The sequence below is a fragment of the Limosilactobacillus alvi genome (assembly GCF_016900115.1).
GTDB lineage: Bacteria > Bacillota > Bacilli > Lactobacillales > Lactobacillaceae > Limosilactobacillus > Limosilactobacillus alvi.
Genome location: NZ_JACJJQ010000004.1, coordinates 19,858 through 44,925, shown reverse-complemented (window position 1 = coordinate 44,925; position 25,068 = coordinate 19,858). Strand labels below are relative to the sequence as shown.

The 25,068-nt window shown below is 42.8% G+C and carries 21 protein-coding genes; 17 read left to right on the top strand and 4 right to left on the bottom strand.

Annotation, left to right across the window (positions count from 1 at the left end; genetic code table 11):
• Positions 1-80 precede the first annotated feature (80 nt).
• Positions 81-1,304, bottom strand: a complete 1,224-nt coding sequence (locus tag H5993_RS01475; protein WP_204775957.1) for an MFS transporter — start codon at positions 1,302-1,304, stop codon at positions 81-83.
• 452 nt (positions 1,305-1,756) lie between these two features.
• Between H5993_RS01475 and H5993_RS01470 the strand changes: the two genes are divergently transcribed.
• The 4 genes from H5993_RS01470 (at position 1,757) to H5993_RS01455 (ending at position 6,319) form a co-directional block, all read left to right on the top strand.
• Positions 1,757-2,497: a transaldolase family protein gene (locus tag H5993_RS01470; protein WP_180872176.1), complete on the top strand. Its 741-nt coding sequence runs from the start codon at positions 1,757-1,759 to the stop codon at positions 2,495-2,497.
• Positions 2,498-2,499: 2 nt separating this feature from the next.
• Complete coding sequence (gene tkt, locus H5993_RS01465) at positions 2,500-4,533, top strand: transketolase (protein ID WP_204775956.1); 2,034 nt, start codon at positions 2,500-2,502, stop codon at positions 4,531-4,533.
• Between the two features lie 114 nt (positions 4,534-4,647).
• On the top strand, positions 4,648-5,679 hold the full coding sequence (locus H5993_RS01460; RefSeq protein WP_204775955.1) for a zinc-dependent alcohol dehydrogenase family protein: 1,032 nt from the start codon (positions 4,648-4,650) through the stop codon (positions 5,677-5,679).
• Between the two features lie 55 nt (positions 5,680-5,734).
• Positions 5,735-6,319 (top strand): peptidylprolyl isomerase, encoded by a 585-nt coding sequence (locus tag H5993_RS01455; protein ID WP_204775954.1) that lies wholly within the window; start codon positions 5,735-5,737, stop codon positions 6,317-6,319.
• 197 nt (positions 6,320-6,516) lie between these two features.
• Here H5993_RS01455 and H5993_RS01450 read toward each other — a convergent pair whose 3' ends face one another.
• Positions 6,517-7,410, bottom strand: a complete 894-nt coding sequence (locus tag H5993_RS01450) for a LysR family transcriptional regulator (protein ID WP_204775953.1) — start codon at positions 7,408-7,410, stop codon at positions 6,517-6,519.
• Positions 7,411-7,550: 140 nt separating this feature from the next.
• Here H5993_RS01450 and H5993_RS01445 point away from each other — a divergent pair, with 140 nt between their 5' ends.
• The 5 genes from H5993_RS01445 (at position 7,551) to H5993_RS01425 (ending at position 14,028) form a co-directional block, all read left to right on the top strand.
• On the top strand, positions 7,551-9,176 hold the full coding sequence (locus H5993_RS01445) for a malolactic enzyme (RefSeq protein WP_204775952.1): 1,626 nt from the start codon (positions 7,551-7,553) through the stop codon (positions 9,174-9,176).
• A 240-nt stretch (positions 9,177-9,416) separates the two neighbouring features.
• Positions 9,417-10,418, top strand: coding sequence for an AraC family transcriptional regulator (locus H5993_RS01440; RefSeq protein ID WP_204775951.1), 1,002 nt, complete (start codon positions 9,417-9,419; stop codon positions 10,416-10,418).
• A 235-nt stretch (positions 10,419-10,653) separates the two neighbouring features.
• The gene (gene ttdA / locus H5993_RS01435) at positions 10,654-11,577 is read left to right on the top strand and encodes a L(+)-tartrate dehydratase subunit alpha (protein WP_204775950.1); all 924 of its coding nucleotides are present in this window, start codon (positions 10,654-10,656) and stop codon (positions 11,575-11,577) included.
• On the top strand, positions 11,577-12,188 hold the full coding sequence (gene ttdB, locus H5993_RS01430) for a L(+)-tartrate dehydratase subunit beta (protein ID WP_204775949.1): 612 nt from the start codon (positions 11,577-11,579) through the stop codon (positions 12,186-12,188). Before ttdA ends, ttdB begins: the two co-directional genes overlap by 1 nt.
• 421 nt (positions 12,189-12,609) lie before the next feature.
• On the top strand, positions 12,610-14,028 hold the full coding sequence (locus H5993_RS01425) for a DASS family sodium-coupled anion symporter (protein WP_204775948.1): 1,419 nt from the start codon (positions 12,610-12,612) through the stop codon (positions 14,026-14,028).
• A gap of 68 nt (positions 14,029-14,096) precedes the next feature.
• On the opposite strand, the gene H5993_RS01420 is transcribed toward H5993_RS01425, so the two are convergent.
• Complete coding sequence (locus tag H5993_RS01420) at positions 14,097-15,038, bottom strand: sugar-binding transcriptional regulator (RefSeq protein WP_204775947.1); 942 nt, start codon at positions 15,036-15,038, stop codon at positions 14,097-14,099.
• Positions 15,039-15,218: 180 nt separating this feature from the next.
• On the opposite strand from H5993_RS01420, the gene H5993_RS01415 reads away from it, so the two are divergent.
• The 8 genes from H5993_RS01415 to H5993_RS01380 all read left to right on the top strand — a co-directional run bounded on the left by H5993_RS01415 (position 15,219) and on the right by H5993_RS01380 (position 23,498).
• Positions 15,219-16,370 carry an NAD(P)-dependent malic enzyme gene (locus H5993_RS01415; RefSeq protein WP_204775946.1) on the top strand — a complete coding sequence of 384 codons (1,152 nt, stop codon included), beginning with the start codon at positions 15,219-15,221 and terminating at the stop codon, positions 16,368-16,370.
• Between the two features lie 26 nt (positions 16,371-16,396).
• Positions 16,397-17,401 carry a [citrate (pro-3S)-lyase] ligase gene (gene citC / locus H5993_RS01410; RefSeq protein WP_338033117.1) on the top strand — a complete coding sequence of 335 codons (1,005 nt, stop codon included), beginning with the start codon at positions 16,397-16,399 and terminating at the stop codon, positions 17,399-17,401.
• A 6-nt stretch (positions 17,402-17,407) separates the two neighbouring features.
• Entirely contained in the window at positions 17,408-17,701 is a 294-nt protein-coding gene (gene citD, locus H5993_RS01405; RefSeq protein WP_204775944.1) for a citrate lyase acyl carrier protein, read from the top strand.
• 2 nt (positions 17,702-17,703) lie between these two features.
• Positions 17,704-18,609 (top strand): citrate (pro-3S)-lyase subunit beta, encoded by a 906-nt coding sequence (gene citE, locus H5993_RS01400; RefSeq protein ID WP_204775943.1) that lies wholly within the window; start codon positions 17,704-17,706, stop codon positions 18,607-18,609.
• Positions 18,599-20,131, top strand: a complete 1,533-nt coding sequence (gene citF, locus H5993_RS01395) for a citrate lyase subunit alpha (RefSeq protein WP_204775942.1) — start codon at positions 18,599-18,601, stop codon at positions 20,129-20,131. The genes citE and citF overlap by 11 nt, the downstream gene beginning before the upstream one ends.
• 123 nt (positions 20,132-20,254) lie before the next feature.
• Positions 20,255-21,658 (top strand): triphosphoribosyl-dephospho-CoA synthase CitG, encoded by a 1,404-nt coding sequence (gene citG, locus H5993_RS01390; RefSeq protein WP_204775941.1) that lies wholly within the window; start codon positions 20,255-20,257, stop codon positions 21,656-21,658.
• Positions 21,659-22,444: an alpha/beta fold hydrolase gene (locus H5993_RS01385; RefSeq protein ID WP_180870641.1), complete on the top strand. Its 786-nt coding sequence runs from the start codon at positions 21,659-21,661 to the stop codon at positions 22,442-22,444. It begins immediately after the preceding gene.
• Between the two features lie 106 nt (positions 22,445-22,550).
• A complete protein-coding gene (locus H5993_RS01380; protein WP_180870639.1) occupies positions 22,551-23,498 on the top strand; it encodes an L-lactate dehydrogenase in 948 nt (315 codons plus the stop codon).
• Positions 23,499-23,964: 466 nt separating this feature from the next.
• Here H5993_RS01380 and adhP read toward each other — a convergent pair whose 3' ends face one another.
• A complete protein-coding gene (gene adhP, locus H5993_RS01375) occupies positions 23,965-24,987 on the bottom strand; it encodes an alcohol dehydrogenase AdhP (protein WP_180870637.1) in 1,023 nt (340 codons plus the stop codon).
• Positions 24,988-25,068 lie beyond the last annotated feature (81 nt).

Genomic DNA, 25,068 nt, shown 5'->3' with positions numbered 1-25,068 from the left:
GATAGCTTTTCTGTTCCATGATAAAAACACCGTATTACCTTAAATTTGGTAATACGGTGTTTTGCTTTGGTAAAGTTAAGTTAGTTTTTCAATTGCCGAATGCCCGGTAGACTCAGCATGATAATAAAGCTTAGCAAGTAGAGGGCGGCTAGGCAACCCATGGTAACGGCGAGTGTGTAGTGGTCCATCAGCAAGCCGATTACAACGGAGGAGAAGCCCCCGATGGCCCGACCAACGTTCATAATCATACTATTAGCTGTTGACCGAATGGCAGTTGGGTAAAGGCGACTAATAACTGCACCGTAACCACCGAACATCCCGTTGGAGAAGAAGCCGATTAAAGCTCCAGCTAAGATTAAGGTTAGGGAAGTCTTAGCAAACAAGATTGAGAACATTACTAAGGCCGAACCAGGTAAGAAAATACCGAAGGCCCAACGGGGACCAAATTGATCCATCACCGTTCCAAAGACGACCATTCCCAAACTCATTCCCAAAATCGTGGCGATCATCCAAAGCGAGGACCCGGAAACAGAAAGCCCTTGTTGCTTTTGGACGATGGATGGCAACCAGTTCATTAACCCAAAGTAGCCGGCGATTTGGACAATTGTCATCACCATTAACCCGAGAGTTTGAATCGCTAACTTTGGGCTGGCGAAGAGACGACTAATCGAAATCTTTTCGTGGTTCACCTTAGCTTTAGCATGGGCGTTGATGAAGGTCGCACTTTCACTTAGATGCCGGCGGATAAAGTAAGTCAAAATTACTGGAATCACCCCGAGTAAGAAGAGAGCGTTCCAACCAAATTTTGGAATAATCACGGCAGCGGCGAGGGCGGCAAAGATCGCACCGACTTGACCACCGATTGCGGCGACTGAAGTTAAGCGCCCAATTCGATTAGCGGCAAAGTTTTCAGCAATTAGCGCTATCCCAACACCGTACTCACCGCCGGCTCCGATACCCGCTAAGAAGCGGAAAAGGTAAACCAGTGGCAAAGAGTGAGCGAAAAACATGGCGGCTGTGGCGAAGGCAAAAATAAAAATCGTGTAAGAGAATGTCTTAACACGACCGATACGATCACCAACAAGGCCAAACACCGCACCGCCCGCTAACATTCCCAGGTTAGTAATTGAACCAATCCAACCAGCCGCAGCGCTTGAAATGTGCAAGTCTGCGATCATTGGGGCTAGGGCAAACGAGAGAAACATAATATCCATGTTTTCCAATGAGAAACCAGCCGCTGTTGAAGCGATCACCCAGTGCTCATTGTTCGTTTGCGTTAAACGTTGACTACTTGTCTGTTCCATTATTTAATTCCTCCAAAATGAAGGCTCACGGGCTTTCTTTATTTTGTTAGGGGTGATTATGGCAGATTGAGAACGAAAATGCAAGCCAAGCGATCAACTATTCCGATTAATCTAAAGCTATCTTTAAAATTGGTCTACTAAGATGATATGAAAATAAAAACATATAAAAAATAAATCAATAACTTTTTTGTGCTAGCGGTTGCACAAGTTTTAATCACTTTATCTCTAATTCGTATAGATAATAGTAAAACTATAAACTAGTTAGGTTATTGAATTATTATCTAGAATAGATGGTTTTGTTTTCGCATTGGTATAGTCAGATTTTAAAGTGAAAAAGCCCAAAAGATAATTGACCGCGTGACTTTATTCAAGCATGATATTAACCATGATTATTAAACCATTACAAATTGGTATAGTTAAAATAAAGAATTAAAAATAATGAAAAAGGAGTAATTTTTGTGAAACAAAATCAAATTCAAATTTACGCTGATGGGGCGGACTTAACCGCGATGCGAGAAATGGCAAAATTACCTGAAGTTACAGGTTTTACGACTAACCCGACCTTGATGAAACGGGCGGGGGTAACGGATTATTTAAGTTTTGCCCAAACGGTCTTAACGGAGTTTCCTACCATGCCGGTCTCATTTGAAGTCTTTGCGGCAGATGAGGCGGGGATGGCCGCAGAAGCTAAATTTCTTAGCCAGTTAGGCCCAAACGTCTATGTCAAGGTGCCAATTTTGAGTTTAGATGGGACGCCCCATTTGAATCTAATTCGCTCGTTATCCGCAGCCGGGGTCAAACTTAATATCACCGCAGTAACAACGAAGGAACAAGTTCGCTGGGCCCTAAACGCGCTAGATGCGAAAACCCCAGCGATTATTTCACTTTTTGTGGGGCGAGTAGCCGATATTGGAGAAGATCCAACGGACTTTGTCGTTTGCAGCTCAACGATGGCCTTTCGTTATCCCAATGTCCAATTACTATGGGCTTCAACACGGGAAGTGGATAATATTCGTCAGGCCCAACAATTGGGTCTGGATATTATTACCGTTCCGCCAGCGATTTTAAAGAAGTGGTATGCACGGCGAGATCTTAGTGCGGCTGATGTTGCTTTGGACACCGTTCGTGGTTTTGCAGCTGATATTGCCCAATTAGGATACCAAGTACTCCCAGCAAAGCGAAAGGAGGCCTAAAGATGGTTAACCAAGATCAAATTGCCGTCAATGCTTTACGGATGTTAGGGGTGGATATGATTAGCCGGGCTAAGAGTGGTCATCCGGGGATTACCCTAGGAGCGGCGCCAATCGCTTACACCCTTTTTGAAAAGGTGATGCAGTTTAATCCGGCTGATCCCGCCTGGTTTAACCGGGACCGCTTTGTTTTATCGGCTGGGTACGGGTCGGCTTTACTATATGCTTTGTTACACCTTAACGAATTTCAATTATCGCTGGATGATTTAAAGGCTTTCCGGCAATTAGGTTCCAAAACTCCGGGTCATCCCGAAACTGGTTGGACGCCCGGGGTAGATGCTTCCACTGGACCTTTGGGGCAAGGAATTGGGATGGCCGTTGGCATGGCAATGGCTGAACGCCACCTAGCAGCACTTTATAATCGGCCTGGATATTCTTTGATTGATCATCACACCTATGCCTTGGTTGGGGATGGTGACCTGATGGAAGGGGTGAGTCAAGAAGCAATTAATTTGGCTGGTAATTACCAACTCGGAAAACTAATTGTTTTGCACGATGCCAATCATATTTCCTTAGATGGGCCGTTAAGTGATGCTAGTTGCGAAAATCAAGCCCAACGCTTTTGTGCTGCGGGTTGGGATTACTTAGAAGTTGAGGCTGGCGATACTAATCTCCTGGGGATTGAACAAGCGATTAAAAAAGCGCAAACAACGGCTAAACCAACTTTAATTGCCGTTCAAACCACCCTGGGTTATGGATCACCCCTGGCAGGTGATCACCGGGTCCATGGGGCACCGCTAAACACGACCGATCGTGAGGCGTTAGCAAAGTTTCTTGATTGGCCGGGGCAACCTTTTGAAATTCCGGCAACTGTTCGCCAAACTTTTGCGGAAGCCGTGGCGAAAAAACAAGCTAGCTACGAAAAGTGGCAACACTTGTTTGCGAAGTATCAACGTCGCTTCCCCCAAGCAGCGCGTGAGTTAACCCAAGCTACGTTAGCCATTAATGGGGTGCAAAGTAACTACCAACCTGGTGAATGGGTAGCGACCCGCCAAGCTAGTGCTGAAAACTTACAACAAGTTGCCAGTGCTAATCCCCAATTCTGGGGTGGGGCAGCTGATTTGGCAAGTTCGAATAAAACTAAACTTACCACAGGGGGCCATTTTACCGCAGCCACTCCGCAAGGAAAAAACGTTAGCTTTGGGGTCCGGGAATTTGGCATGGCAACGGCCCTTAATGGAATCAATCTTCATGGTGGTGGTCGCGCCTTCGGAAGCACCTTTTTAGTTTTTAGTGACTATTTCCGGGCGGCGGTGCGGTTAGCCGCTTTAATGAAATTGCCAACAATTTTTATTGGGAGTCATGATTCAATTGCGGTTGGTGAAGACGGTCCCACCCATGAGCCAGTGGAACAGCTGGCTAGTTTCCGCGCTATGCCAAACTTGGATGTGATCCGCCCAGCAGATGCCAATGAAACCGCTGCAGCTTGGCGGATGATGGCAAAGACGAAGCATCGGCCATCGCTTTTGGTGACCTCCCGGCAGGCTTTGCCAGTTTTGAATGAAACCATTGAGGCCCCCATTGAGCGGGGCGGGTACATCTTAGCGGAGGCAAAAAAACAAATACCAGACGGGATTTTGCTTGCGGCTGGTTCTGAGGTGCATTTAGCTTTAGCGGCGAAACGGGAGTTAATGAAAGATAACATCGATGTCCGAGTGGTTTCGATGCCCTGCCAAAACCGTTTTGATGAACAGCCGTTGGCCTATCGAGAGCAGATCTTACCATCACAAATTGAAAACCGGGTGGCAATTGAAATGGGAGCAAGTCAAGCCTGGGATAAATACGTTGGGTTAAAAGGGAAGATATTAGGGGTTGATCGCTTCGGCCTCAGTGGGGATGGAACTGAATTGACCAAGGCCTATGGTTTTACCATCGAGAAAATTGTGGCCACCGTTCGTGAATTGCCAGGCATGCTTACCCAAGGGGGTGGCGACGTCCGTGACTTTGACCATCCACGATACCTTGCCAGTTTTATTTAACGCTTCTTGCCATTTGATTAGACTTTAACGCGAAAAAACCAGTGATTCCGAAGTTTGTTGGTTCACTGGTTTATTTCTGTTTATAATGAGAAGTGATGAAAGGAAGCGGACAAGATGAGTGAAACAATTCCAGCAACTATGCGGGCTTGGCAGGTAACAACGCCGGGACCAGTCGAAAATAATCCAGCGCCATTGTCCTTAGTTACTAAACCAACTCCGGCACCAAAAATGGGAGAAATTTTAGTTAAAGTTTTAGCTTGTGGAGTGTGCCATACTGACTTACACGTGACGGAAGGGGACTTACCGGTTCACCGTGAACATGTTACTCCAGGTCATGAAATTGTTGGTCAGGTCGTCAAAATTGGTGAAGGTGCGCACCGGTTTCGGTTAGGGGACCGGATCGGAATCCCGTGGTTTCGCCATGCTTGTGGGGTTTGTCGCTTCTGCCGGTCCGGAAAAGAGAATCTTTGTCCCCATTCGGTTTACACGGGTTGGGATTACGATGGCGGTTACGCTGAATACACGACCGTCCCGGAAGGCTTTGCCTACCGGTTACCGGATCAATTTGATGCCGTCACGGCCGCCCCATTACTTTGCGCCGGCATTATCGGCTACCGATCCTATTGCCGGGCTAATATTCCGGCTGGTGGAACCCTTGGCCTTTATGGCTTTGGGGGATCCGCTCATTTAGCGGCCCAGTTAGCCATTAAGCAAGGAATTGAAGTCCACGTCTTTACCCGGGGAAAGGATGCCCAAAAATTTGCCTTAGCGTTGGGCTGTACTTCGGCGCAGGGGGCTTATGATCAGTCACCAGTCCCATTAGATTCTTCGATTCTCTTTGCGCCGGCAGGGCAAATGGTTCCCAATGCTTTAGCCAACCTAGCACCTGGCGGGACTTTAGCTTTAGCCGGGATTCACTTATCTGATGTGCCGGTGCTTAACTACCAGCAACATCTTTTCCACGAAAAGGTTGTTACTAGCGTGGAAAGCAACACCCGGCGAGATGGAGAAGAATTTTTAACTTTAGCAGCTCGGCTTGGCATCAAAGCACAAGTCACGACTTACCCCTTTGAAGAAGCTTTAACGGCACTAAGACGGGTAAAGCAAGGTAACCTGGATGGGGCCTGTGTATTGACTTTTGATTAGTTAGTGGACCATGCTAAAATAAAAAGACAAACTAACAAGCAGAGGAGCAATTAAGATGGCATATCCGCAATTAACTTTGGACCAAGTTAAGGGTCCTAAAGCAATCATTAAAACTTCAATGGGGGAAATTGAAATCCAACTCTTTCCAACCCAAGCCCCTAAGACGGTAAAGAACTTCGTGGAATTAGCCAAGAAGGGTTACTACAACAATGTTACTTTCCATCGGGTAATTCCGGATTTTATGGTCCAAACGGGGGATCCAACGGCAACCGGGGCTGGTGGTGAAAGTATCTATGGCCATCCTTTTGAAGATGAATTTTCGAAAGAACTTTTTAACATCAAAGGGGCTGTTTCAATGGCCAATGCTGGTCCTAATACCAACGGAAGCCAATTTTTCATAGTTACTAACCGGAATTTAACCACTAACTTGGTCGGCCAAATGCAAGCCGCCGGTTACCCTGCTGAGATAATTGAAGCTTACAAGCAAGGGGGAACACCTTGGTTGGATTTCCATCACACCGTTTTTGGCCAAGTTACGAACGGCTTGGAGGTTGCAGTTGCAATTAGCAAAGTAAAACGAAATAACCAAGATCGGCCAGAAGTAGATGTAACGATCAACACAATTGAAATTAATGAATAAGGGCTGACTAGCGAAGGTTGGTTCTTGATAAATAAAGGTTAAGCAGTAAATACTTAAGCCACCAATCTAAAAGGTTAGACCGTAGCCGGATAACGATGATTCGGACGTTAAACCTTGATTGGTGGCTTTTTTACTAGCTAATTAAATTGACTTCCGGTTTTGCCGACAGGCCGATGCGAAGATTTTCTCCCAACCGCTTACTTTGCCGCCTTCAAGAGTTCATCCCATAAGGCTTGTTTAGTTGAATTCATTGGGGTGGTTGTCCGGCTAACGGAAGAAACCATAAAAACCGGGGCGTCAGGGTCGGTTAAAGGAACCCGGACGACATCATCAGAGTCAAGGACGGCTAAGTCTGTCAAATAGGCGATCCCGAGGTTATCAGCGACCATTGACTTGAGAATATGGACATCATTGGTTTGATAACTAATTTGGGGGCGGAAATGGTTTTGCTGGGTTAGGGTGCGGAAGGCTTGTTGATGGATGAATTCAGCTTCCTTAGCGAGGGCAAGGAAGGCTTCGTTTTTAAGATCCGCAAAGGTAACCCCAATGGCTTTTTTAGCGGCAAGGGGATGATGTTTGGAAACGATAATATTAATTGGGAAAGTGGCTAAAATTTGTGACCGGAGGCGGGGATAGTTGATCGGTTTGATTGAACCGAGAAGGGCCATATCAAGGTCGCCTCGTTGCACCATTTTAAGTAAGTGGGCGGACCCGTATTCATAGGTTTCCAACTGTTGCATAATTCCCTTTTTCATTAACCCTGGTGAGAGCGGCGGAAAATAGTAATTACCGATAATTGGGGGTAAGCCAAAGCGAATTTTTCCTTCTTGAGATGAAATAATTTCTTTTCGGGCAACTTCGATTTCAGTTAAAATTGCTTGGGCGTGCATATAAAACTGTTCGCCGGCCGTAGTAATCCGTAGCTCCCGGTGAGATTGGTCACGAATAAAGAAGGGAGCGTTAAATTCTTTTTCTAACCGTTTAATGGCCATGGTAATGGTGGGTTGGCTAACATTAAAAAGTTCGGCAACTTTAGAAAAATTTTTTTCTTCTACTAGCGAGCAATAATATTTAATGTCTTTGATATTCATTGTAAAATGCCTTTCTAATCGATTTTTGAATCCTCATATTAATTCTAATTATACTCCCCTTAATGTTTGACTATCATTATATTTTGGCACTAGACTAAAGGTATTTTTAAACTTGTGAGATTTGAAAAGGGGGATTTCTGATGTCAAAAGCAATTGAAATTTTAAATAATCCATATGTAAATAAAGGAACGGCTTTTACCTTGGATGAACGGAAAGAACTCGGTTTGATCGGGGCTTTGCCACCAAAAGTGCGGACGTTGGAACAACAAGCTGAAGAAACCTACGACCAATTTAAGACCAAGGCCAAGGGAATTGAACAACGAGAATTCTTGATGGAAGTCTTCAACACCAACCGGACGCTGTTCTTCTACTTGATGGGCCAACACATTGTGGAATTTATGCCAATTGTCTATGATCCAGTCATTGCTGATTCAATCGAAAACTACAGCAAACTTTTCATCCAACCGCAACAAGCGGCTTTCCTTTCCATTGACGATCCAACGGATGTTAAGGAACGTCTCGCTAATGCTGCTGATGGGCGGGATATTAAGTTGATTGTGGTTACTGACGGGGAAGGAATCCTCGGCATTGGTGATTGGGGAGTCAATGGGGTTGACATTGCGGTTGGAAAGTTAATGGTTTACACTGCCGCTGCGGGAATTAATCCGGCCCAAGTTTTGCCAGTTGGCATTGATGCTGGTACGAATAACGAAGCTCTTTTGAATGATCCGGAATACCTTGGACTCAAGCACAAGCGGGTTACTGGGGACAAGTACTATGATTTGGTTGATAATTTTGTGAAGGCTGCCAAAGACCTCTTCCCCGATGCTTTACTACATTTTGAAGACTTTGGACGGAGTAACGCTGCTAACATTTTAAACAAGTATAAGGATGACATGGCAATCTTTAACGATGATATCCAAGGAACGGGGATCATCTGCTTAGCTGGGGTCCTGGGAGCATTGAATATCTCCAAACAAAAGTTAGCTGACCAAAAGTTCTTGACCTTTGGGGCCGGAACTGCCGGGATGGGAATTGCCAAGATGTTGTATGATGAAATGGTTCGGCAAGGGGTGGAACCGGCTGAAGCCAAGAAGCACTTCTACTTGGTTGATGTCCAAGGGTTGCTCTTTGATGACACTGAAGGCTTGACGCCGGAACAAAAGCAATTTACGCATCAACGGAGTAAATTTGCTAATGCCGATGAATTAACGGACTTGTTGAGGATCGTTAAAGCCGTTCAACCAACGGTGATGATTGGGACTTCTAAGCAACCGGGTGCCTTTACCGAAGCGGTTGTTAAGGAAATGGCTGCCCACACGGAAAGGCCAATTATCTTCCCAATTTCTAACCCAACGAAGTTAATTGAAGCCATGCCAGCTGATATTTTGAAGTGGACGAACGGGAAGGCCTTAACCGCTGCCGGGATTCCAGTAGCTGACGTTGATCTTGATGGCGTTCACTACCAAATTGGCCAAGCTAACAATGCTTTGGTTTACCCAGGGGTTGGCTTTGGGGCCATCGCTGCTAAGGCTAAGACCGTTAACGAAAAGATGCTTGCCGCTGCTGCTCACGCTTTAGGTGGGATTGTTGATCCAGACCAACCAGGCGCAGCGGTCTTACCACCAGTGGCTAAGTTACAAGACTTTACCACGAAGGTTGCTGAAGTGGTTGCTCAATCGGCTATCGATCAAGGCCTCGCCGATCCATCCATTACCGACGCCAAGCAGGCCGTCGCTGATTTGAAGTGGGTAGCGCGTTATTAAGCGGCTTTGCCGAAAATTCTGTGATGATAAGTTAGCTTTAGCAAAAATACCGGCAATTTATTTTGAAGAGAATTTTTGCATAGCTAGATTGTGCGAGACATGCCGTAGACATTCTAGACACTAATGAAACCAGAAAACGTAAATCAACTTTGGAATTTATCCAGGTGGTTTACGTTTTTTATTATGTAGTTTTTCTTAAATGTTATAATCATGATTAAATAGCGGAAAGAAAGTGATGACTTGAAAAGCAAATTTAATCCATTGACGGCGGTTGATCAGAAAGCATATTTGGTCGGTAGCTACCACTATAATTGGCATCCTGCTCTAGAATTAATTTGGGTTTTAAGTGGACAAGTAATGGTGAATGTTGATGGACAAAAATCCTCCTTAAAACCAGACGATCTAATTCTGGTAAATTCCAACCAAGGACACGCGACTTTTGCTCAACAGGTTCCGAGTATTGTTTTACGGACCCAATTGGATCCGCAAATCTACTTCGCTAATGGTTTAAAAGTCGAGAATGGTCAGTTTATTCTGAATTCAAGTCTCTTTCCTAGGGGACTAGTTTATCCGCAGATTCGGCGTCTATTAGCCCAACTTTACTTAGAAGGCCCGCAAAACCAATTTCGCCGGACAGCCCTAACTTTTGAATTGGCCGATTACATGTATTCTAATTGCTACCAAGAGGGGCATCAGGATCAAAGTCTAACGACAACGAGCCAGGATGAAGCCTTGCAGCAAGCGACTCGCTTTTTGGCGGACCATTATCAAAAGAAAATTACCTTAACCCAGATTGCCCAAAAATGCGGTTATTCAACGGCCTATTTATCGCGGCGGTTTAAAGTCCAATATCAAGTTGGTTTTCATGAGTACTTAACCCGGCTTCGCTTGCAACATGCGATAGTTAGTCTAAAGGATGATGACTTACGAATTTTAGATGTTGCCTTACAAAATGGGTTTAACGATGTTAAAGCTTTTAATGTAGCCTTTAAAAAGCACTTTGGAATCACACCTTCAGAATATCGACATCAATTAACGAGTAAGCAAGCCGATGTTGATATTACTTTTCAAAGTGCCCTTTCATCAACACAGTTTCAAGCGGTTAAAGTCCATCTCAAAGCAATCTTAAAGGAAAAACAGCAATCACAATTGACCTGCATCAATTGTGATTTTCGCCAAAATGCCGATAACTATCAAAAGCTGAAACATCAACTTAGTGATTTATTATCAAATTACCGCTGAATAGCAAAAAACTAGATGGTTAATAATTTAACTTTTTAAAGTCAATATTTTAAAATTTGTCTCTATTATTCTGTAAAGTCGCTGATTACTAGTGGAATTATTTTTACTAGTAATTGGAGGCTTTTTTATTTGCTGGGAAACTAGTTTTGTGATCATAGTCATAAACCTCCCAATTTTTGCAATGCCAACTGGGGTGAAAAAATCGATAATAAGAATCGTAAAGGGGGATCTAAAGATGGAAAAATTTAAGTATGTTGAACCACAATTTAGCGAGCAAGCCACTGAGCTCCGGGACTTAATGGTTAAATATATTCAGATGGTTAGCCGTCGTTTACCAGATGACGTCGCTGGCAAACTCCAAGAATTGTCGAAGTTCGAAGTTGATCCATTACAACACTTGGTTTATGAAACGATGATGGAAAACCAACAATTGGCAGCGGACTTGAACCGGCCAAGTTGTCAGGATACCGGGACAATGCAATTTTTTATTAAGGTTGGAACTAAATTTCCCCTTTTGGATGAATTGTCGGATGTTTTGGTTAGTGCTACTTACCGGGCTACTAAGACGATCCCATTGCGACACAATGCGGTCCAAACTTTTGATGAATATAACACTAATCAAAACGTGGGGACTGGGATTCCAGCAATCTTTACGGAATTAGTACCACATTCTGATAAGTTACAAGTTTATGTTTACTTAGCTGGTGGTGGTTGTACCTTACCAGGTGCCGCTAAGGTCTTAATGCCAGGTGAAGGCTATGAAGGGGTTGTTCGGTTTGTCATGGATCGGATGACAACTTATGGAGTTAACGCTTGTCCACCATTGTTAGTTGGGATCGGAATCGCAACTTCCGTTGAAACGGCTGCTATCCAATCTAAATATGCTTTGTTACGGCGGATTGATTCCTACAATAAGAATCCACGGGCTGCTAAGATGGAACATTTGCTTGAAGATGGAATTAATGACTTAGGCTTGGGACCACAAGGGTTTGGAGGCAAAAAGTCCGTTCTAGGGGTTAACATTATTAATACTGCACGGCACCCATCAACGATTGGAGTAGCCATCAGTACAGGTTGTTGGTCTCATCGGCGAGGATTAATCAAGTTTGATAACCAGTTGAAATACGAATTGCCATTGAACAAAGGGGTTGAACTATAATGCGTGAATTTCATTTAACGACGCCAATTAAAGATAAAGATATTAAGAATATCCGTATTGGGGATATCGTCTACCTCAGTGGAACAATGGTAACAGCTCGTGATGAAGCTCACCGGCGAGTTGTTGAGGAAAAACTGGAGTTACCAGTTGATATTAAGAACAAGGCTATTTTACATGCTGGTCCAATAGTTAAGACTTTGGACAATGGAGAACACCAAATGATTGCGGTTGGTCCAACAACGAGTATACGGATGGAAATGTTTGAAGAAGAGTTCGTTCACAAAACCGGGGTAAAGCTGATTATCGGTAAGGGAAGTATGGGCATTAAAACGGCCAGAGCATGCAAGGAATATGGAGCTTTACAGCTAGTTTACCCAGCTGGTAATGCAGTTTACGCAGCTAAACACGTTGAAAAAATCACAGATGAGAAATGGCCAGACTTGGGGATGCCAGAAGCACTTTGGGTATGCAAGGTTAAAGACTTTGGCCCATTGGTTGTCACTATTGATACCACTGGTGCTAATTTCTTTGATGCTAAGAAGAGGGAATTCAACAAACGTAAGGAAGTTATCATCAAGCGAATTAATGAACAAGTTAGGTTCATTAAGTGAGTATAAAAATGTTCCAAGTTATTTTTTTGAGTTAAAACTTATTAAGTATCTCTTTTGAAGGTATAAATATGATTTAAGTGCGTCTAGAATACATTTTTTATCAAGCAAAAGGTATCACTTATTTTAATTAATTGAAATAAGTGGCTAACTTTTTAAAATTATGAAAAATATGAATGGAAATAGGGAATGTTCTAATTAAACTTAATTTTTTAATTAATTGAAAATATTCGATATATTTTAAAGAATTTAAAACTAATTTGGGCTATAATGGTCGGTGTAAATTAATGAGGTTATTCACAAGCTGGCTTTACCGCGGGAAATGATTAACTTTGTCAACCAGACATTGTCCTTTTAGGGATTAATGTGAATATTTACACGCGCTTATTCTATTTATTTAGTTAGTTTTAATTTGGAGAAAAATATGGAACTTGAAAAAATAGACTATAAGAAATTCATATGGCCAGTAGTAATTGGGTTAATTCTCTGGTTCACCACCCCAATTCGTCCAAGTGGGGTTTCGACACAAGCCTGGCAAATGCTAGCCTTATTTGTGGCGACAATCGTTGGCTGTATTACCCAACCTTTAGGAATTGCTGGGGTAACCTTAATTGGTTTTGCTTTAACGGTTGGTTTGGGCTTCGTGCCAATGAAGGTTGCCTTAACGGCTTTTAGCAATTCAGCTGCTTGGCTAATTGCTATGGCCTTCTTACTTTCTCGAGGAATTATTAAAACTGGTCTCGGACAACGGATTGCTTTACTGTTTGTTCGTTGGTTTGGTAAAAAAACTCTTGGCTTAGCCTATGCGATTGCGGGGATTGATTTGATCACCGCTCCTGCGACGCCAAGTAATACGGCCCGGGCAGGAGGGATCGTTTTCCCACTAATCCAATCCCTGGCCGAAACATTTAAATCAACACCGGAAAAGGGGACCCAGGATAAGATTGGTTCTTATCTAGTATTCACTGAATTTCACGCCAATACAATCACGTCTGCTCTCTTCATGACGGCGATGGCTCCGAATCTGGTAGCGGTTCAAATGGCTGATAAATTAGGTGTCCACATTACGTGGATTGGCTGGTTTATTGCGGCATCAGTTCCTAGTATTTTATCCTTCATTATAGTTCCGTGGCTAATTTATAAGATGTTCCCACCAAAGATTAAGGAAACACCAAATGCTAAGGAATGGGCTGATAGTGAATTAGCAAAGATGGGGAAGATGAAACTGTCCGAAAAGATCATGTCATTTGCCTTTATCTTAACGTTGGTTCTCTGGATGCTAACTAGTATTACTGGCATGGATGCAACCTTTATTGCCTTGATGGCGATTGACATTTTGTTAGTTACGGGGGTTTTATCTGTTCAAGACGTTTTGAAGGAAAAAGGTGCTTGGAACGTGTTGATCTGGTTGTCAGTCTTGGTTTACATGGCCGGACTACTCACCCAGTTTGGTTTAATCAAATGGCTTTCCGATGCTATTGCTCACGAAATGCATGGAATTGGTTGGTTAACAGTTCTAATTGTCCTAGGAATTGTACTATTTTATACCCACTACTTCTTCGCTAGTGCAACTGCCCATGTTACAGCAATGTTTGCTCCTTTCCTTGGGGTAGCCATTTCTGCTGGGGCACCACACTATTTAGCAGCAATGTTTTTAGCCATGATCTCAGCAGTAATGGCTTCAACTACTCACTACGCAAATGGTCCTGCTTCAATTTTAGCTACTTCCGGTTATGTTAAGCAGGGAACTTGGTGGAAGTTGAACTTTATTTTAGGGATCTTTTACATTTTAGTAATTAGTGTTATCGGAATTTTATGGCTAAAGCTAATTGGATTAAACTAAACAAAACATCATGAATCTCAAAAGGCGTTACCAACTTTGTCCGGTTGATAACGCCTTTGTTATTTTAACTACTTTAACTCGTTTAAAATTCGAATCGCGGTTGCTTCATTGATTACAAGATCGGTAAAAAAACCGCCTCGCAAGGCTCCTAAAGTAGCCTTGTACTTACTTTTTCCCTGGACAATTCCAAATCTTCGTGGAATGTTTTTTATTTTTTCCAATGATAGCGAAAGGGTTTTGTCAGAAGCTTGATTCAAAAAATTCCCATTAATGTCATAGGGACGACCAAAAATCATACCAGCAACTTTTTCTAAATCAACGTTTGGAAAAATAGCTGTTTCGTGTTCATGCCAAAGAGGGATGGAATGAACTGATTCAATGGTGCCAATTCCGCACAACAGTAAGTCGGTCCTTTCGGCGACTCGTAAAGCCCGACTAATAGAAGGTTCCTTGATAAAGCCTTCTCTAACTTCATCATTAATAATATATAACGGTCCGGGGATCGTATAGTATTGGGCGTTGTATTTAGAGGCGGCCCGTTGAACCATTCGCATTGAACCAGTTGAAGAACGGTACTTCATATTTTCACCCATAAATTGAACAAAACGTAAGTCGTCACGCTCGACTTTAACAAAATGATCGATTACCTCAAAAACCGTTTCTCCCCAAGCTAAGGCAACGAATTTACAGTGCTGAATGATTGCTTGGACTTGAGTAGCAGCAAATGCAGCGATCCGATCATCACGTTTAGCCAAATTTTCAGGATCTTGGATTACATAAAGATGATCAATATTAAACTTTTCTTTTAATTTCTGTTCAAGTTCAACGCTACGTTCATAATTTGAATGAATTGTAATTTCGACAATTCCATTTGTTAGCGCTTCATCTAAATATTTAAGGATGAGGTAGCGACTTAGCGAATACTTTTCAACCATCTTATTAATTGGCATCTTACTGAAATAATAATCTTGAGCCAGATTTCCAAGTAATAAAGAATGTTCAGCGTTCATTCTATGTACTCCTTTTTAGAGAAATAAGTATGATTTTTAGGTTTATTAGTTTTAATTGTATCGATTTTCGCAGAGCTAGACAAGTGAATTATTTTTTGAATAATTTAAAAAATTCGTCAATTATTTTAATTTATTCAAAAAAGTGCTATAGTTAACAAGGAGAGATTTGGAGGTAATAAAATGGAACAGGAAACGATACTTTCTTTACATGCTAATAATCGTGGTGTGTTAGGAATTTCGCCTAAATTAGAAGTGAAAAATAAGGAAGAACTTGGAGAAGCTTATACCCCTGGTGTGGCAGTGATTTCCAAGTTAATTGAAAAGTATCCAGAACTACGCGCTAAGTATACGATGAGTGGTAAGCTTGTTGCTTTAGTTACTGATGGCTCAGCAGTCCTTGGTTTGGGGAATATTGGACCTGGTGGTGGCCTTCCCGTTGTTGAAGGTAAAGCTCTACTCTACAAAGATTTAGCTGGAGTCGACGCTTTACCACTAACTGTTAATCAAGTCTCGCCAGATGAGTTGGTTGAAACGCTTAAAAATGTTAGTCAATCTTTTGCTGGTTTCCATTTGGAAGATATTGCAGCTCCACGGTGCTTCGAAATCGAAGAAAAGCTGGCCAAGGCCGTTAATATTCCGGTCTACCATGATGATCAAGAAGGAACCGCCATTGTCGTTCTTGCTGGATTAATTAATGCTGCTAAACTGGTAGGTAAATCATTAACTGACTTAAAGTTTGTTTTAAATGGGGTTGGTGCCTCTGGGGTTGCAACTGCCCGGTTATTACTTAGCGTTGGAATTAAAAATCTAACTTTGATTGACATTGACGGTCCGGTTTACCCTGACTCTAAGAATTACAATCATTACCAAACAGACCTAGCTGCTCAATCAGCAGATCAAACGCGATATGCTTCTTTGGATGAAGCAATTGTCGGTAAGGATGTCTTTATTGGCTTGTCAGATGCGGATGTACTTAATGGTGATCAAGTCAAGAAGATGGCTTCTAATCCAATTATCTTTGCTTTGGCTAATCCAAAACCAGAAATTGATCCAGAAATAGCTAAAACAGCTGGCGCAAAAGTGATTGCGACCGGATCAAGCCAGTATCCAAACCAAGTTAACAATATATTAGCTTTCCCTGGTCTCTTTAAAGGCTTGCTAGCTACAGGCTTAAAGCGGGTTGATTTAGCTTTAGAAAAAGCCGTTGCTGAAGGGTTAGCATCAATGGTTAAGCAACCAACGGCTGATAGGATTGTACCAGGAGTCTTTGATGACGGGGTTGTTGATATCGTTGCCAAATCGGTTCAAAAATTTGCTCAAGGGAAAAAGTAATGCAAATTAAGGAGTTTAACATTCGTATGCCACGCTATCGGAAACGGTGGCAAAGTTTTATGGAGAAAAACGGTATTACTGGTTTTGCACCGTCTGACGTAGGAGCGGTTGAGAAAACCTATGTCTGGTTTGCCGATGATGGTGATATAGCCGCGAGCGGTTCAATTGCTGGTAACGTTTTAAAGTATGTCGCAGTTTGCAGTAAATACAAAAATGGCGGATCTTTATTTAATGAAGTTGTTTCCCATTTAGTAAGTGAAGAAGCAAGTCGGGGACGTTTCCACCTCTTCGTCTTTACCAAGCCAAAGTATGTTAATAGTTTTGGTTATGTGGGGTTTAAGCCACTAGGACAAACTGATCAAGCAGCCTTACTAGAAACCGGCACTCCAGGAATTCAAGACTTTTTACAGCAATTGCCGAAGTTTGATTCTGGGATAACTGGAGCAATTGTGATGAATGCTAACCCCTTTACTAAAGGGCATCGGGCTTTAGTGGAAAGGGCTAGTCAGGAATGTGATCACGTTTATTTATTCGTGGTGCAAGCAGAACGATCACTTTTTACATTCCAAGAGCGGTTTGCCTTAGTTAAAGCCGGTGTTAAGGATCTAACGAATGTTGTCGTGGTACCGGGTGGTGAATACATGGTTTCTTCGGCCACTTTCCCGGCCTATTTCTTAAAGTCAGACCAAGATATTGGTCAGTATCAAGCAAAACTGGATGCGTCAATTTTCTTAAAATCAATTGCCGTTCCTCTCAATATCACGCGTCGTTATTTAGGTGAAGAACCAAATTCCAAAACGACAGCCAGTTACAATCAAATGTTACAAGCCGTTTTACCCCCCAAAGTTACCGTCGAAATTATGTCACGGAAAACATTTAATGGTGAAGTTATTTCAGCAACGAAGGTGCGGCAGGCAATCACTGAAGGTCGCCAGGAACTCATTGAGCAGTTTCTTCCAGTGTCCACCGCTGAATTTGTGAAAGCTCATTTCACAGAATTGAAGAATCGTATTTCAACAGAAGGGAAGTAAGTAAGCATGGAAATTAAGCAAACTGCCTTGGCAGGAACTTTGGAATCTTCAGATATCCAAATTACCTTAAGTCAAGGAAATGAGGGAATCCAAATTGATCTGGATTCTTCTGTTGAAGCCCTTTATGGACCTCAAATCAAGAAAGTAATTACCGATACCTTAGCGGCATATGATATTGAAAATGCCAAGGTTAAGGCGGTTGACAAAGGTGCTCTTGATTGTGTAATTAAGGCGCGTACGATGGCAGCCGCTCAACGGGCACTTGGGACGGTTGATAAACCAAACTGGGAGGTATTGTAATCATGGAAGAACGTTTACGGCGGACAATGATGTTTGTCCCAGGTAACAACGCTGGGATGGTTAAGGATGCCGGAATTTACGGGGCCGATTCAATTATGTTCGACCTTGAAGATTCGGTTTCAATGGACCAAAAAGATGCAGCACGGATGTTGGTTTACGAAGCTTTGCAAACGCAAGATTATGGGGATGCTGAGCTTGTTGTCCGGGTTAACGGGATTGATACCCCATATTTCCGGAATGATGTCTTTGCTATGGTTAAAGCTGGGATCCAAGTTGTCCGGTTGCCAAAGGTTGAATCCGCTCAAATGATGCTGGATTTAGTAAAGGTGGTCGAAGAAGCCGAAAAGAAATTCAACATTCCAGTTGGGACGACTCATGTTATGGCTGCCATTGAAAGTGCACGGGGAGTAATGAAGGCCTTAGAAATTGCCGAAAGTACAGACCGAATGATCGGGTTAGCCCTTTCAGCTGAAGACTACACAACGGATATGAAGACCCACCGTTATCCAGATGGAGCAGAGCTCGAATTTGCTCGGAACATGATTTTGCATGCTGCTCGAGCCGCTGGAATTGCCGCCTTCGATACGGTCTTCACTAACATGAACGATATTGAAGGTTTCCAACGTGAAACGGAACACATTCACCAACTTGGGTTTGATGGTAAGTCCTTGGTTAACCCACGGCAAATTGATTGGGTTAACAAGGTTTACGAACCAAGCAAGGCGGAAATTGAAAATGCCTTGGATGTTGAAGCAGCCATTGAAGAAGCTCACGAAAAGGGTTCAGGGGTTATTTCCATGAACGGTCAAATGGTTGACCGGCCAGTTGTTCTCCGTGCTCAACGGGTAATTCGCTTAGCTAAGGCATCAGGTTTGATTAATGAGGATGGTGAATACATTGAAGAATAATGCAGGACGGGAGATTCCCGAAGAATTCTTAAACGATCGGAAAGCATTTGAAAGCACAGAAATTGGACATCCTGAAATTCAACGGACAGCCCCTAAAGTTCGGGTTTCCACTGGGGATGACAAGGTAGTTGAATCAATTGAAGACGTTGTTAAGTCAACCGTTAAAGATGGGATGACGATTTCCTTCCACCACCACTTACGGGAAGGGGACTTCATCTTTAACAAGGTGATGGATTGCATCATTAATTTAGGAATTAAGGACTTAACTTTGGCTCCATCTTCATTAACCAACACAATGAATGATAAGGTAGTTGAAGCAATTAAGGCAGGAACCATTACTAATATTACTTCTTCTGGGATGCGGGGAAGTCTTGGGGAAGCTGTTTCGCATGGCTTGCTTAAGAACCCAGTAATTTTCCGGTCTCACGGTAATCGGGCCCGGTCAATTGAAAATGGTGAAATTAAGATTGACGTTGCTTTCTTAGGGGTCCCAAATGCTGACCGCTTAGGGAACGCCAATGGGATGACCGGGGATGCTGCCTTTGGATCTCTTGGTTACGCTTTGATGGATGCCAACTACGCTAACAAGGTGGTTCTCTTAACTGATAACCTAGTTGATTATCCAAACACGCCGGCTTCCATTAAGCAAACTCAAGTTGACTACGTGGTTAAGGTTGACCAAGTTGGAGACCCTGACCGGATTGGAACTGGGGCAACCCGGTTTACAAAGAATCCAAAGGATTTGAAGATTGCCAAGATGGTTAACGACGTAATTATTCATTCACCATACTTTAAGCAAGGCTTCTCCTTCCAAACTGGTTCCGGTGGTTCTGCTTTGGCCGTTGCTCGCTTCTTGCGGCAATCAATGATTGATAACCACATCACTGCTTCCTTTGCTCTTGGTGGAATTACTAAGCCAATTGTTGACTTGCTTGAAGAAGGGCTTGTTCAAAAAGTGATGGACGTGCAAGACTTTGACAAGGGTGCGGCTACTTCCATGAAGGAAAACAAGAACCAACAAGAAATCGATGCTTCATGGTATGCTGACCCTGAAAACAAAGGAGCCATGGTTGATCAACTTGATATCGCCATCCTTTCTGCTCTTGAAATTGACACTAACTTTAATGTTAATGTTATGACAGGTTCTAACGGGGTTATCCGGGGGGCTATTGGTGGTCACCAAGACGCTGCTACCTCTAAGATGACAATTATCTGCGCTCCATTAACACGGGGGCGGATTGCTACGGTGGTTCCAGCGGTAAGTACAGTGGTTACCCCAGGGGACTCAATTGATGTCTTGGTAACGGAAGCCGGGATTGCAGTTAACCCAAAGCGGCAAGATTTAGTTGAAGCCTTCAAGAAGGTTCCTGGATTACCATTAGTATCAATTGAAGAACTCCAACAACGGGCTGAAAAGATTGTCGGTAAGCCTCAACCACTTCAATTTACTGATCGGACAGTTGCCTTAGTAACTTATCGTGACGGTAGTTTAATTGATGTTATCAAGCAAGTTAAGGATTAAGCAAAAATAACCCTCTCAATAAACCAGATCAAAATAGAATTAATGAGGCTAGTTTGAACCATGACTAGCCTCATTTTATACATATGCGTAAAATTAAGTTATAAAAAAGAGTGAGGTAATAATATGGCAGCCCAAATTTTTGCAAATGGCGAGCAGGTTGATATTCCGACAGTATTGATGAATCGTGATCGACGGGTAGCAATACAAAATCAACTACTAAAGGAAATACCTGATGCGGCCGTAGTAGCGGCTAAATTAAATATTCCGGGACCAATAAAAAATAATGAAATAATTCAGGCTTTCTTTACTACTGAGTTAAATAATTTTGAAGCCTGGCTTTTGGAACGGGGTCTTAACTTTTTGGTAAAAGTTGAATGGTTAGACGCAGTTACTGGTCCAGAACGCTTTTATTTCGTTTTTGCATCCGGGTTAACTGTCAAAAAAGTAACGACTGAGTTTGAAGAATCTACGAGTTTTCGGCGATTATTTGACCTTGATGTTTTAGTTCAAGAAAATGAGCAACCACGTTCTTTATTCCGAACTGAGATTGATTACCCAGTACGGACCTGTTTAATTTGTGGCCGACCAGCGAAGGAATGTGGGCGAGCCCGGGCTCACACGGTTGACGAGCTCCAAATGAGGGTCGCTGAATTAATCAATTTAGCTAGTCAGCAAGCAGAAAAGCAACGTCTCGTAAACCGCTTAGTTACTAATGGCTTACGAGCTTTAACGTATGAAGTAGTTACTTGGCCAAAACCGGGCTTAGTTGATCCGGTTGAGCATGCTGCCCATCCGGATATGGATTCCTACCTATTCATGGATAGTAGTGTTGCGCTTCGGACCTATTTAGAGCAGTGCGCTCAGGCTGGGATCAATTTTAAGGGAGATCAGCTCGAATTATTATTTAAAGAAATTCGCCGCTTTGGGGTTGCCGCCGAGCAAGTCATGTTTTCTGCAACTAGGGGAGTTAATACTCATAAAGGGGCGATCTTTTCCCTTGGCATCCTTACGGCAGCCTATGCAACTACCATGGCTAAGCAGGGAACGATAACGGACGAAGCCCTTCGTTCAACGGTTCGTCAAATGTTGCAAAATCTTGTTAAACAAGACTTTAACAACCTAAAGCAAAAGGCAATCCTCACAGCCGGAGAAAAAGAATACTTAAAATATGGGGTTGCTGGGATTCGGGGCGAAGCGATGGCGGCCTACCCAACCGTTTTTGAAAGGGGGCTCTCGGTTTTTCGGCAAGCAAAAGGTACATTGGACGAGCGAATTTTAACGACTTTTGTTAATTTAGCCTTGCATACTGAAGACACCACTTTAATTAAACGGGCTGGCACCCCGAAGATTTTAGCTGAAAAGGATCAAGTATTCAGTGAACTTCAAAAAATAGGGGTTAATACACCAACAGGAAGAAAACGACTTCAAGAGATTCAAGCGGATTTTTCAAATCGTCATTTAAGTCTTGGTGGGACAGCGGATTTGTTAATCATTACGATTTTTCTGGGTTTAATGGAGGAAAAGTAAATGCATATTCAAACGCGAGATCAAAAAGAACTTAATTACTATCATTATGGTAAAGGACAACCGCTGATTTTTATCCATGGTTTTGGTGGTTATCAGCAAATTTGGCACTTGCAAATTGATTTCTTTGTTAGACAGGGATTTGAAGTTTGGACCTATGATCAACGGGACCATGGGGCTTCGAGTAGGGATGAACAGCTTACCTCAATGGACACATTAATTGATGATTTGGCAGATTTTATCCAAAGACTCAAAATTAAAGATCCAGTTTTAATTGGTCATTCGATGGGGGCTAGTGTTAGCTATGGCTTTTTAAAGCGTCATCCTGAAATTCCAGTTAAAGCAGTGGTAGGGGTTGACCAATCACCAAAAATGTTAAATACCCCTAGTTGGCACTTTGGCTATATGGATATTACCCGTGCTAATTATCGGACTGTTCTTGCTAGTCATGGTAACGTGCGGGAAACCCTCAACGGGGTAGATAAGCGTCTTTTATGGGAATTAAATCCAGTCAAGGACCAATTTCCGTTTATACGCACCGAACATCTCCCGTTACTTTATGATCATGCTAAACGGGATTGGCGAAAAACACTTTTAGCGACTAAAGTTCCGGTGCTTCTAATCACAGCCAATCAAAGTCCATACTTTAACCCGGAGTTTGCTGAAGTCTTGGCAAAGGAAAATTCGAAAATTCAAACACAACGAGTTGATCAAACAGGGCATGTCATCATGGGGGAACAGCCAATGGCCTTTAATCAATGTTTGTTAACGTATCTAGAAAATCTTTAATTATTTTAAAAAGTGTGGAATTTTTTCAGTTTTTAAAATAAAACACTCTGAATATGGTATAATAATAGAAAGTTATTAAAATCACAAAAAGGGATGGAATTAAATAATGATACGTCAAAATAACAAAGTTGTATTGGTTGGGGATGGAGCTGTTGGGTCAGCCTTTGCTTTCTCCTTACTACAACGGACAACGACCCTTGATGAACTAGTGATAGTTGATCGAAAGCCAGAACTAGCCATTGGTGATTCACTTGATTTGGAAGATGTAACTTGCTTCGATTATCCAACCAATGTGCATACAGGAACCTATTTTGACGCTCGGGATGCAACAATTGTAGTAATTACAGCTGGTGTTCCCCGGAAAGAAGGGGAAACTCGTCTAGACTTAATTAACAAGAACGAAAAGATTTTACGGTCGATTTTGGAACCAATTATGGCTTCCGGATTTGATGGGATCTTTGTCATTTCAGCTAATCCAGTTGACATCTTAACTACGTTAACCCAGAAGATCACGGGCTTTCCAAAGAAACGTGTCATTGGGACTGGGACTTCCTTAGATACCGCACGGTTACGAGTCCTCTTAGCTCAAAAGAATCATGTCCCAGTTTCGGAAGTTAATGCTTACGTGATGGGAGAACATGGTGACACCTCATTTGTTAACTTTGAAGAAGCTAAATTGGGCTCTAAGCAACTCACTCGAGTAATGCCGATGGATGAAGAAGATAAGAAAAATATCTTGATGGCAGTTCGGAAAAAGGGTGGCGAGATTATCAAGCACAAAGGGGCTACTTATTACGGGGTAGCCCGTTGCTTAAGTCAGATTTGTGAAGCAATTTTGACAAACCGAGATTTATCCTTACCAGTTTCTGCCCCAGTTACCGGTTTCTACGGGATTGAAAATAATCTTTATATTGGAACACCAGCAATCATTAATCGTTCAGGTATTCAACACGTTATCGAGACGAAGCTTTCCGAGAGTGAATTAGCGCAATTCCAAGCATCAGCTACTAAGATGCAAAAAGTTTTAGACTCCTTAGAGTCAAGTGAAAACTAAAAAAAGTCGGCTTTCCCTTCTCAACAGCTTAAAAGAAGGGAATGACCATTTGGTAACTATTTTCGATCGTAGCTTCCGAGTAACATTCAGAGATTAAAGAAAGGCCGGGGAGAAACAAGCGTTTCTTCCCGGCTTCCTCTTTGTTATCTCCGAATGTTACTCAGTAACTAAGGTCAAAGCAGTAGCTGAATGGCAGTTGCTTCCCTAACGGTCGCACCAACCGATTCAGCCTTGCATGGGCTCACAAACGCCAAACCAGTTGGCTGGTTCGCTCCAAATCACGGCTTTAGCGGATAAGTACGAACGAAAGGTCGATTCTAATGAATCAACCTTCGTCTTTTTTATCCCAACCAGGCCGTCAAGGAGATTTTTTCCCAACCTCTTCCTCTTTACTTAATAATGAATGGTAGATGTGAACGTTTTAGTTATTAACTAAAACATTATTAGTAATCTGAGAATTAGTAGATTATACAGAATGAACAAAGTCGACTACGTTCCGTCCAACTACATGACCATCTTTTAGTTCTTGGATCATATCGTTAATTTCATCTAAACGCCGGGTATGAACAATTGGGTGAACTTTACCTTCGGCCCCAAATTGGAAACATTCGGCAAGGTCAGCCCGGGTCCCTACAAGTGAACCAGCAACGATAATTCCGTCGAGGACTGTCTTAGCAATATTAAGTTTCATATCACCTTGAGGTAAGGCAATTGCAACTAACTTGCCACCTGGCCGGAGGGAATAGACAGCTTGGTTAAAGGCAGATGGGGCAACGGCAGTTACCAAAGCAGCGTGGACTCCACCAGTTTTAGCCTGGATTTGTTCAGCAACGTTACCATCATGCCAGTCGACCAACACTTCGGCCCCATTTTCTTTAGCCGCTTGTAGCTTATCTGCTTTGCCATCAACAACGGCAACGTGAGCGTTGAAAACATTGTGGGCAAATTGGACAGCGAGGTTACCTAAACCACCAGCCCCAACAATTGAAACCCATTGACCAGGTTTAATTCCGGCGACCTTTAGGCCTTTGTAAACCGTAACCCCGGCACATGTAAGAGAGGAGGCTTCGACTGGATCTAAGCCTTCGGGAACTTTAACGGCGTAGTCGGCCTTTACAATGCATTGTTCCGCCATTGCGCCGTCAACATTGTAACCAGCATTAAGGACATGGCGACAGAAGGTTTCGCGTCCGGTCAAACAGTATTCACAGTGACCGCATCCCTGGTAGAACCAAGCGATGGATACCCGATCACCAACTTTTAAGCTCGTTACTCCTGGAGCAACTTTTGAAACCCGGCCGATGCCTTCGTGACCAATAATTCGATTGGGTTCTTCCCCAAATTCGCCTGCAGCAACGTGCAGATCAGTATGGCAGAGACCACAATATTCCATATCAACTAAAGCTTCCCCAGGGCGGAGGTCCCGAAGTGTTACGTCTTTAACATCTACGTATCCGTCAGCTGGCGTATGCATAACAGCTGCTTTCATAGTATCCTCCCCTTCAAAAAAGACAAAACAACTTTACGCCCTTAGCATACCACTAAATATAACTAATGTTTTATTTATTTG

Excerpts from the sequence above, each read along its gene's own strand:
- citC (WP_338033117.1), top strand. The coding sequence starts at position 16,397 with ATGCCACGCTATCGGAAACGGTGGCAAAGTTTTATGGAGAAAAACGGT.
- citG (WP_204775941.1), top strand. The coding sequence starts at position 20,255 with ATGGCAGCCCAAATTTTTGCAAATGGCGAGCAGGTTGATATTCCGACA.
- H5993_RS01380 (WP_180870639.1), top strand. The coding sequence starts at position 22,551 with ATGATACGTCAAAATAACAAAGTTGTATTGGTTGGGGATGGAGCTGTT.
- H5993_RS01415 (WP_204775946.1), top strand. The coding sequence starts at position 15,219 with ATGGAACAGGAAACGATACTTTCTTTACATGCTAATAATCGTGGTGTG.
- ttdB (WP_204775949.1), top strand. The coding sequence starts at position 11,577 with ATGCGTGAATTTCATTTAACGACGCCAATTAAAGATAAAGATATTAAG.
- tkt (WP_204775956.1), top strand. The coding sequence starts at position 2,500 with ATGGTTAACCAAGATCAAATTGCCGTCAATGCTTTACGGATGTTAGGG.
- H5993_RS01425 (WP_204775948.1), top strand. The coding sequence starts at position 12,610 with ATGGAACTTGAAAAAATAGACTATAAGAAATTCATATGGCCAGTAGTA.
- H5993_RS01385 (WP_180870641.1), top strand. The coding sequence starts at position 21,659 with ATGCATATTCAAACGCGAGATCAAAAAGAACTTAATTACTATCATTAT.
- citD (WP_204775944.1), top strand. The coding sequence starts at position 17,408 with ATGGAAATTAAGCAAACTGCCTTGGCAGGAACTTTGGAATCTTCAGAT.
- ttdA (WP_204775950.1), top strand. The coding sequence starts at position 10,654 with ATGGAAAAATTTAAGTATGTTGAACCACAATTTAGCGAGCAAGCCACT.
- H5993_RS01450 (WP_204775953.1), bottom strand. The coding sequence starts at position 7,410 with ATGAATATCAAAGACATTAAATATTATTGCTCGCTAGTAGAAGAAAAA.
- adhP (WP_180870637.1), bottom strand. The coding sequence starts at position 24,987 with ATGAAAGCAGCTGTTATGCATACGCCAGCTGACGGATACGTAGATGTT.
- citE (WP_204775943.1), top strand. The coding sequence starts at position 17,704 with ATGGAAGAACGTTTACGGCGGACAATGATGTTTGTCCCAGGTAACAAC.
- H5993_RS01420 (WP_204775947.1), bottom strand. The coding sequence starts at position 15,038 with ATGAACGCTGAACATTCTTTATTACTTGGAAATCTGGCTCAAGATTAT.
- H5993_RS01460 (WP_204775955.1), top strand. The coding sequence starts at position 4,648 with ATGAGTGAAACAATTCCAGCAACTATGCGGGCTTGGCAGGTAACAACG.
- H5993_RS01475 (WP_204775957.1), bottom strand. The coding sequence starts at position 1,304 with ATGGAACAGACAAGTAGTCAACGTTTAACGCAAACGAACAATGAGCAC.
- H5993_RS01455 (WP_204775954.1), top strand. The coding sequence starts at position 5,735 with ATGGCATATCCGCAATTAACTTTGGACCAAGTTAAGGGTCCTAAAGCA.
- H5993_RS01445 (WP_204775952.1), top strand. The coding sequence starts at position 7,551 with ATGTCAAAAGCAATTGAAATTTTAAATAATCCATATGTAAATAAAGGA.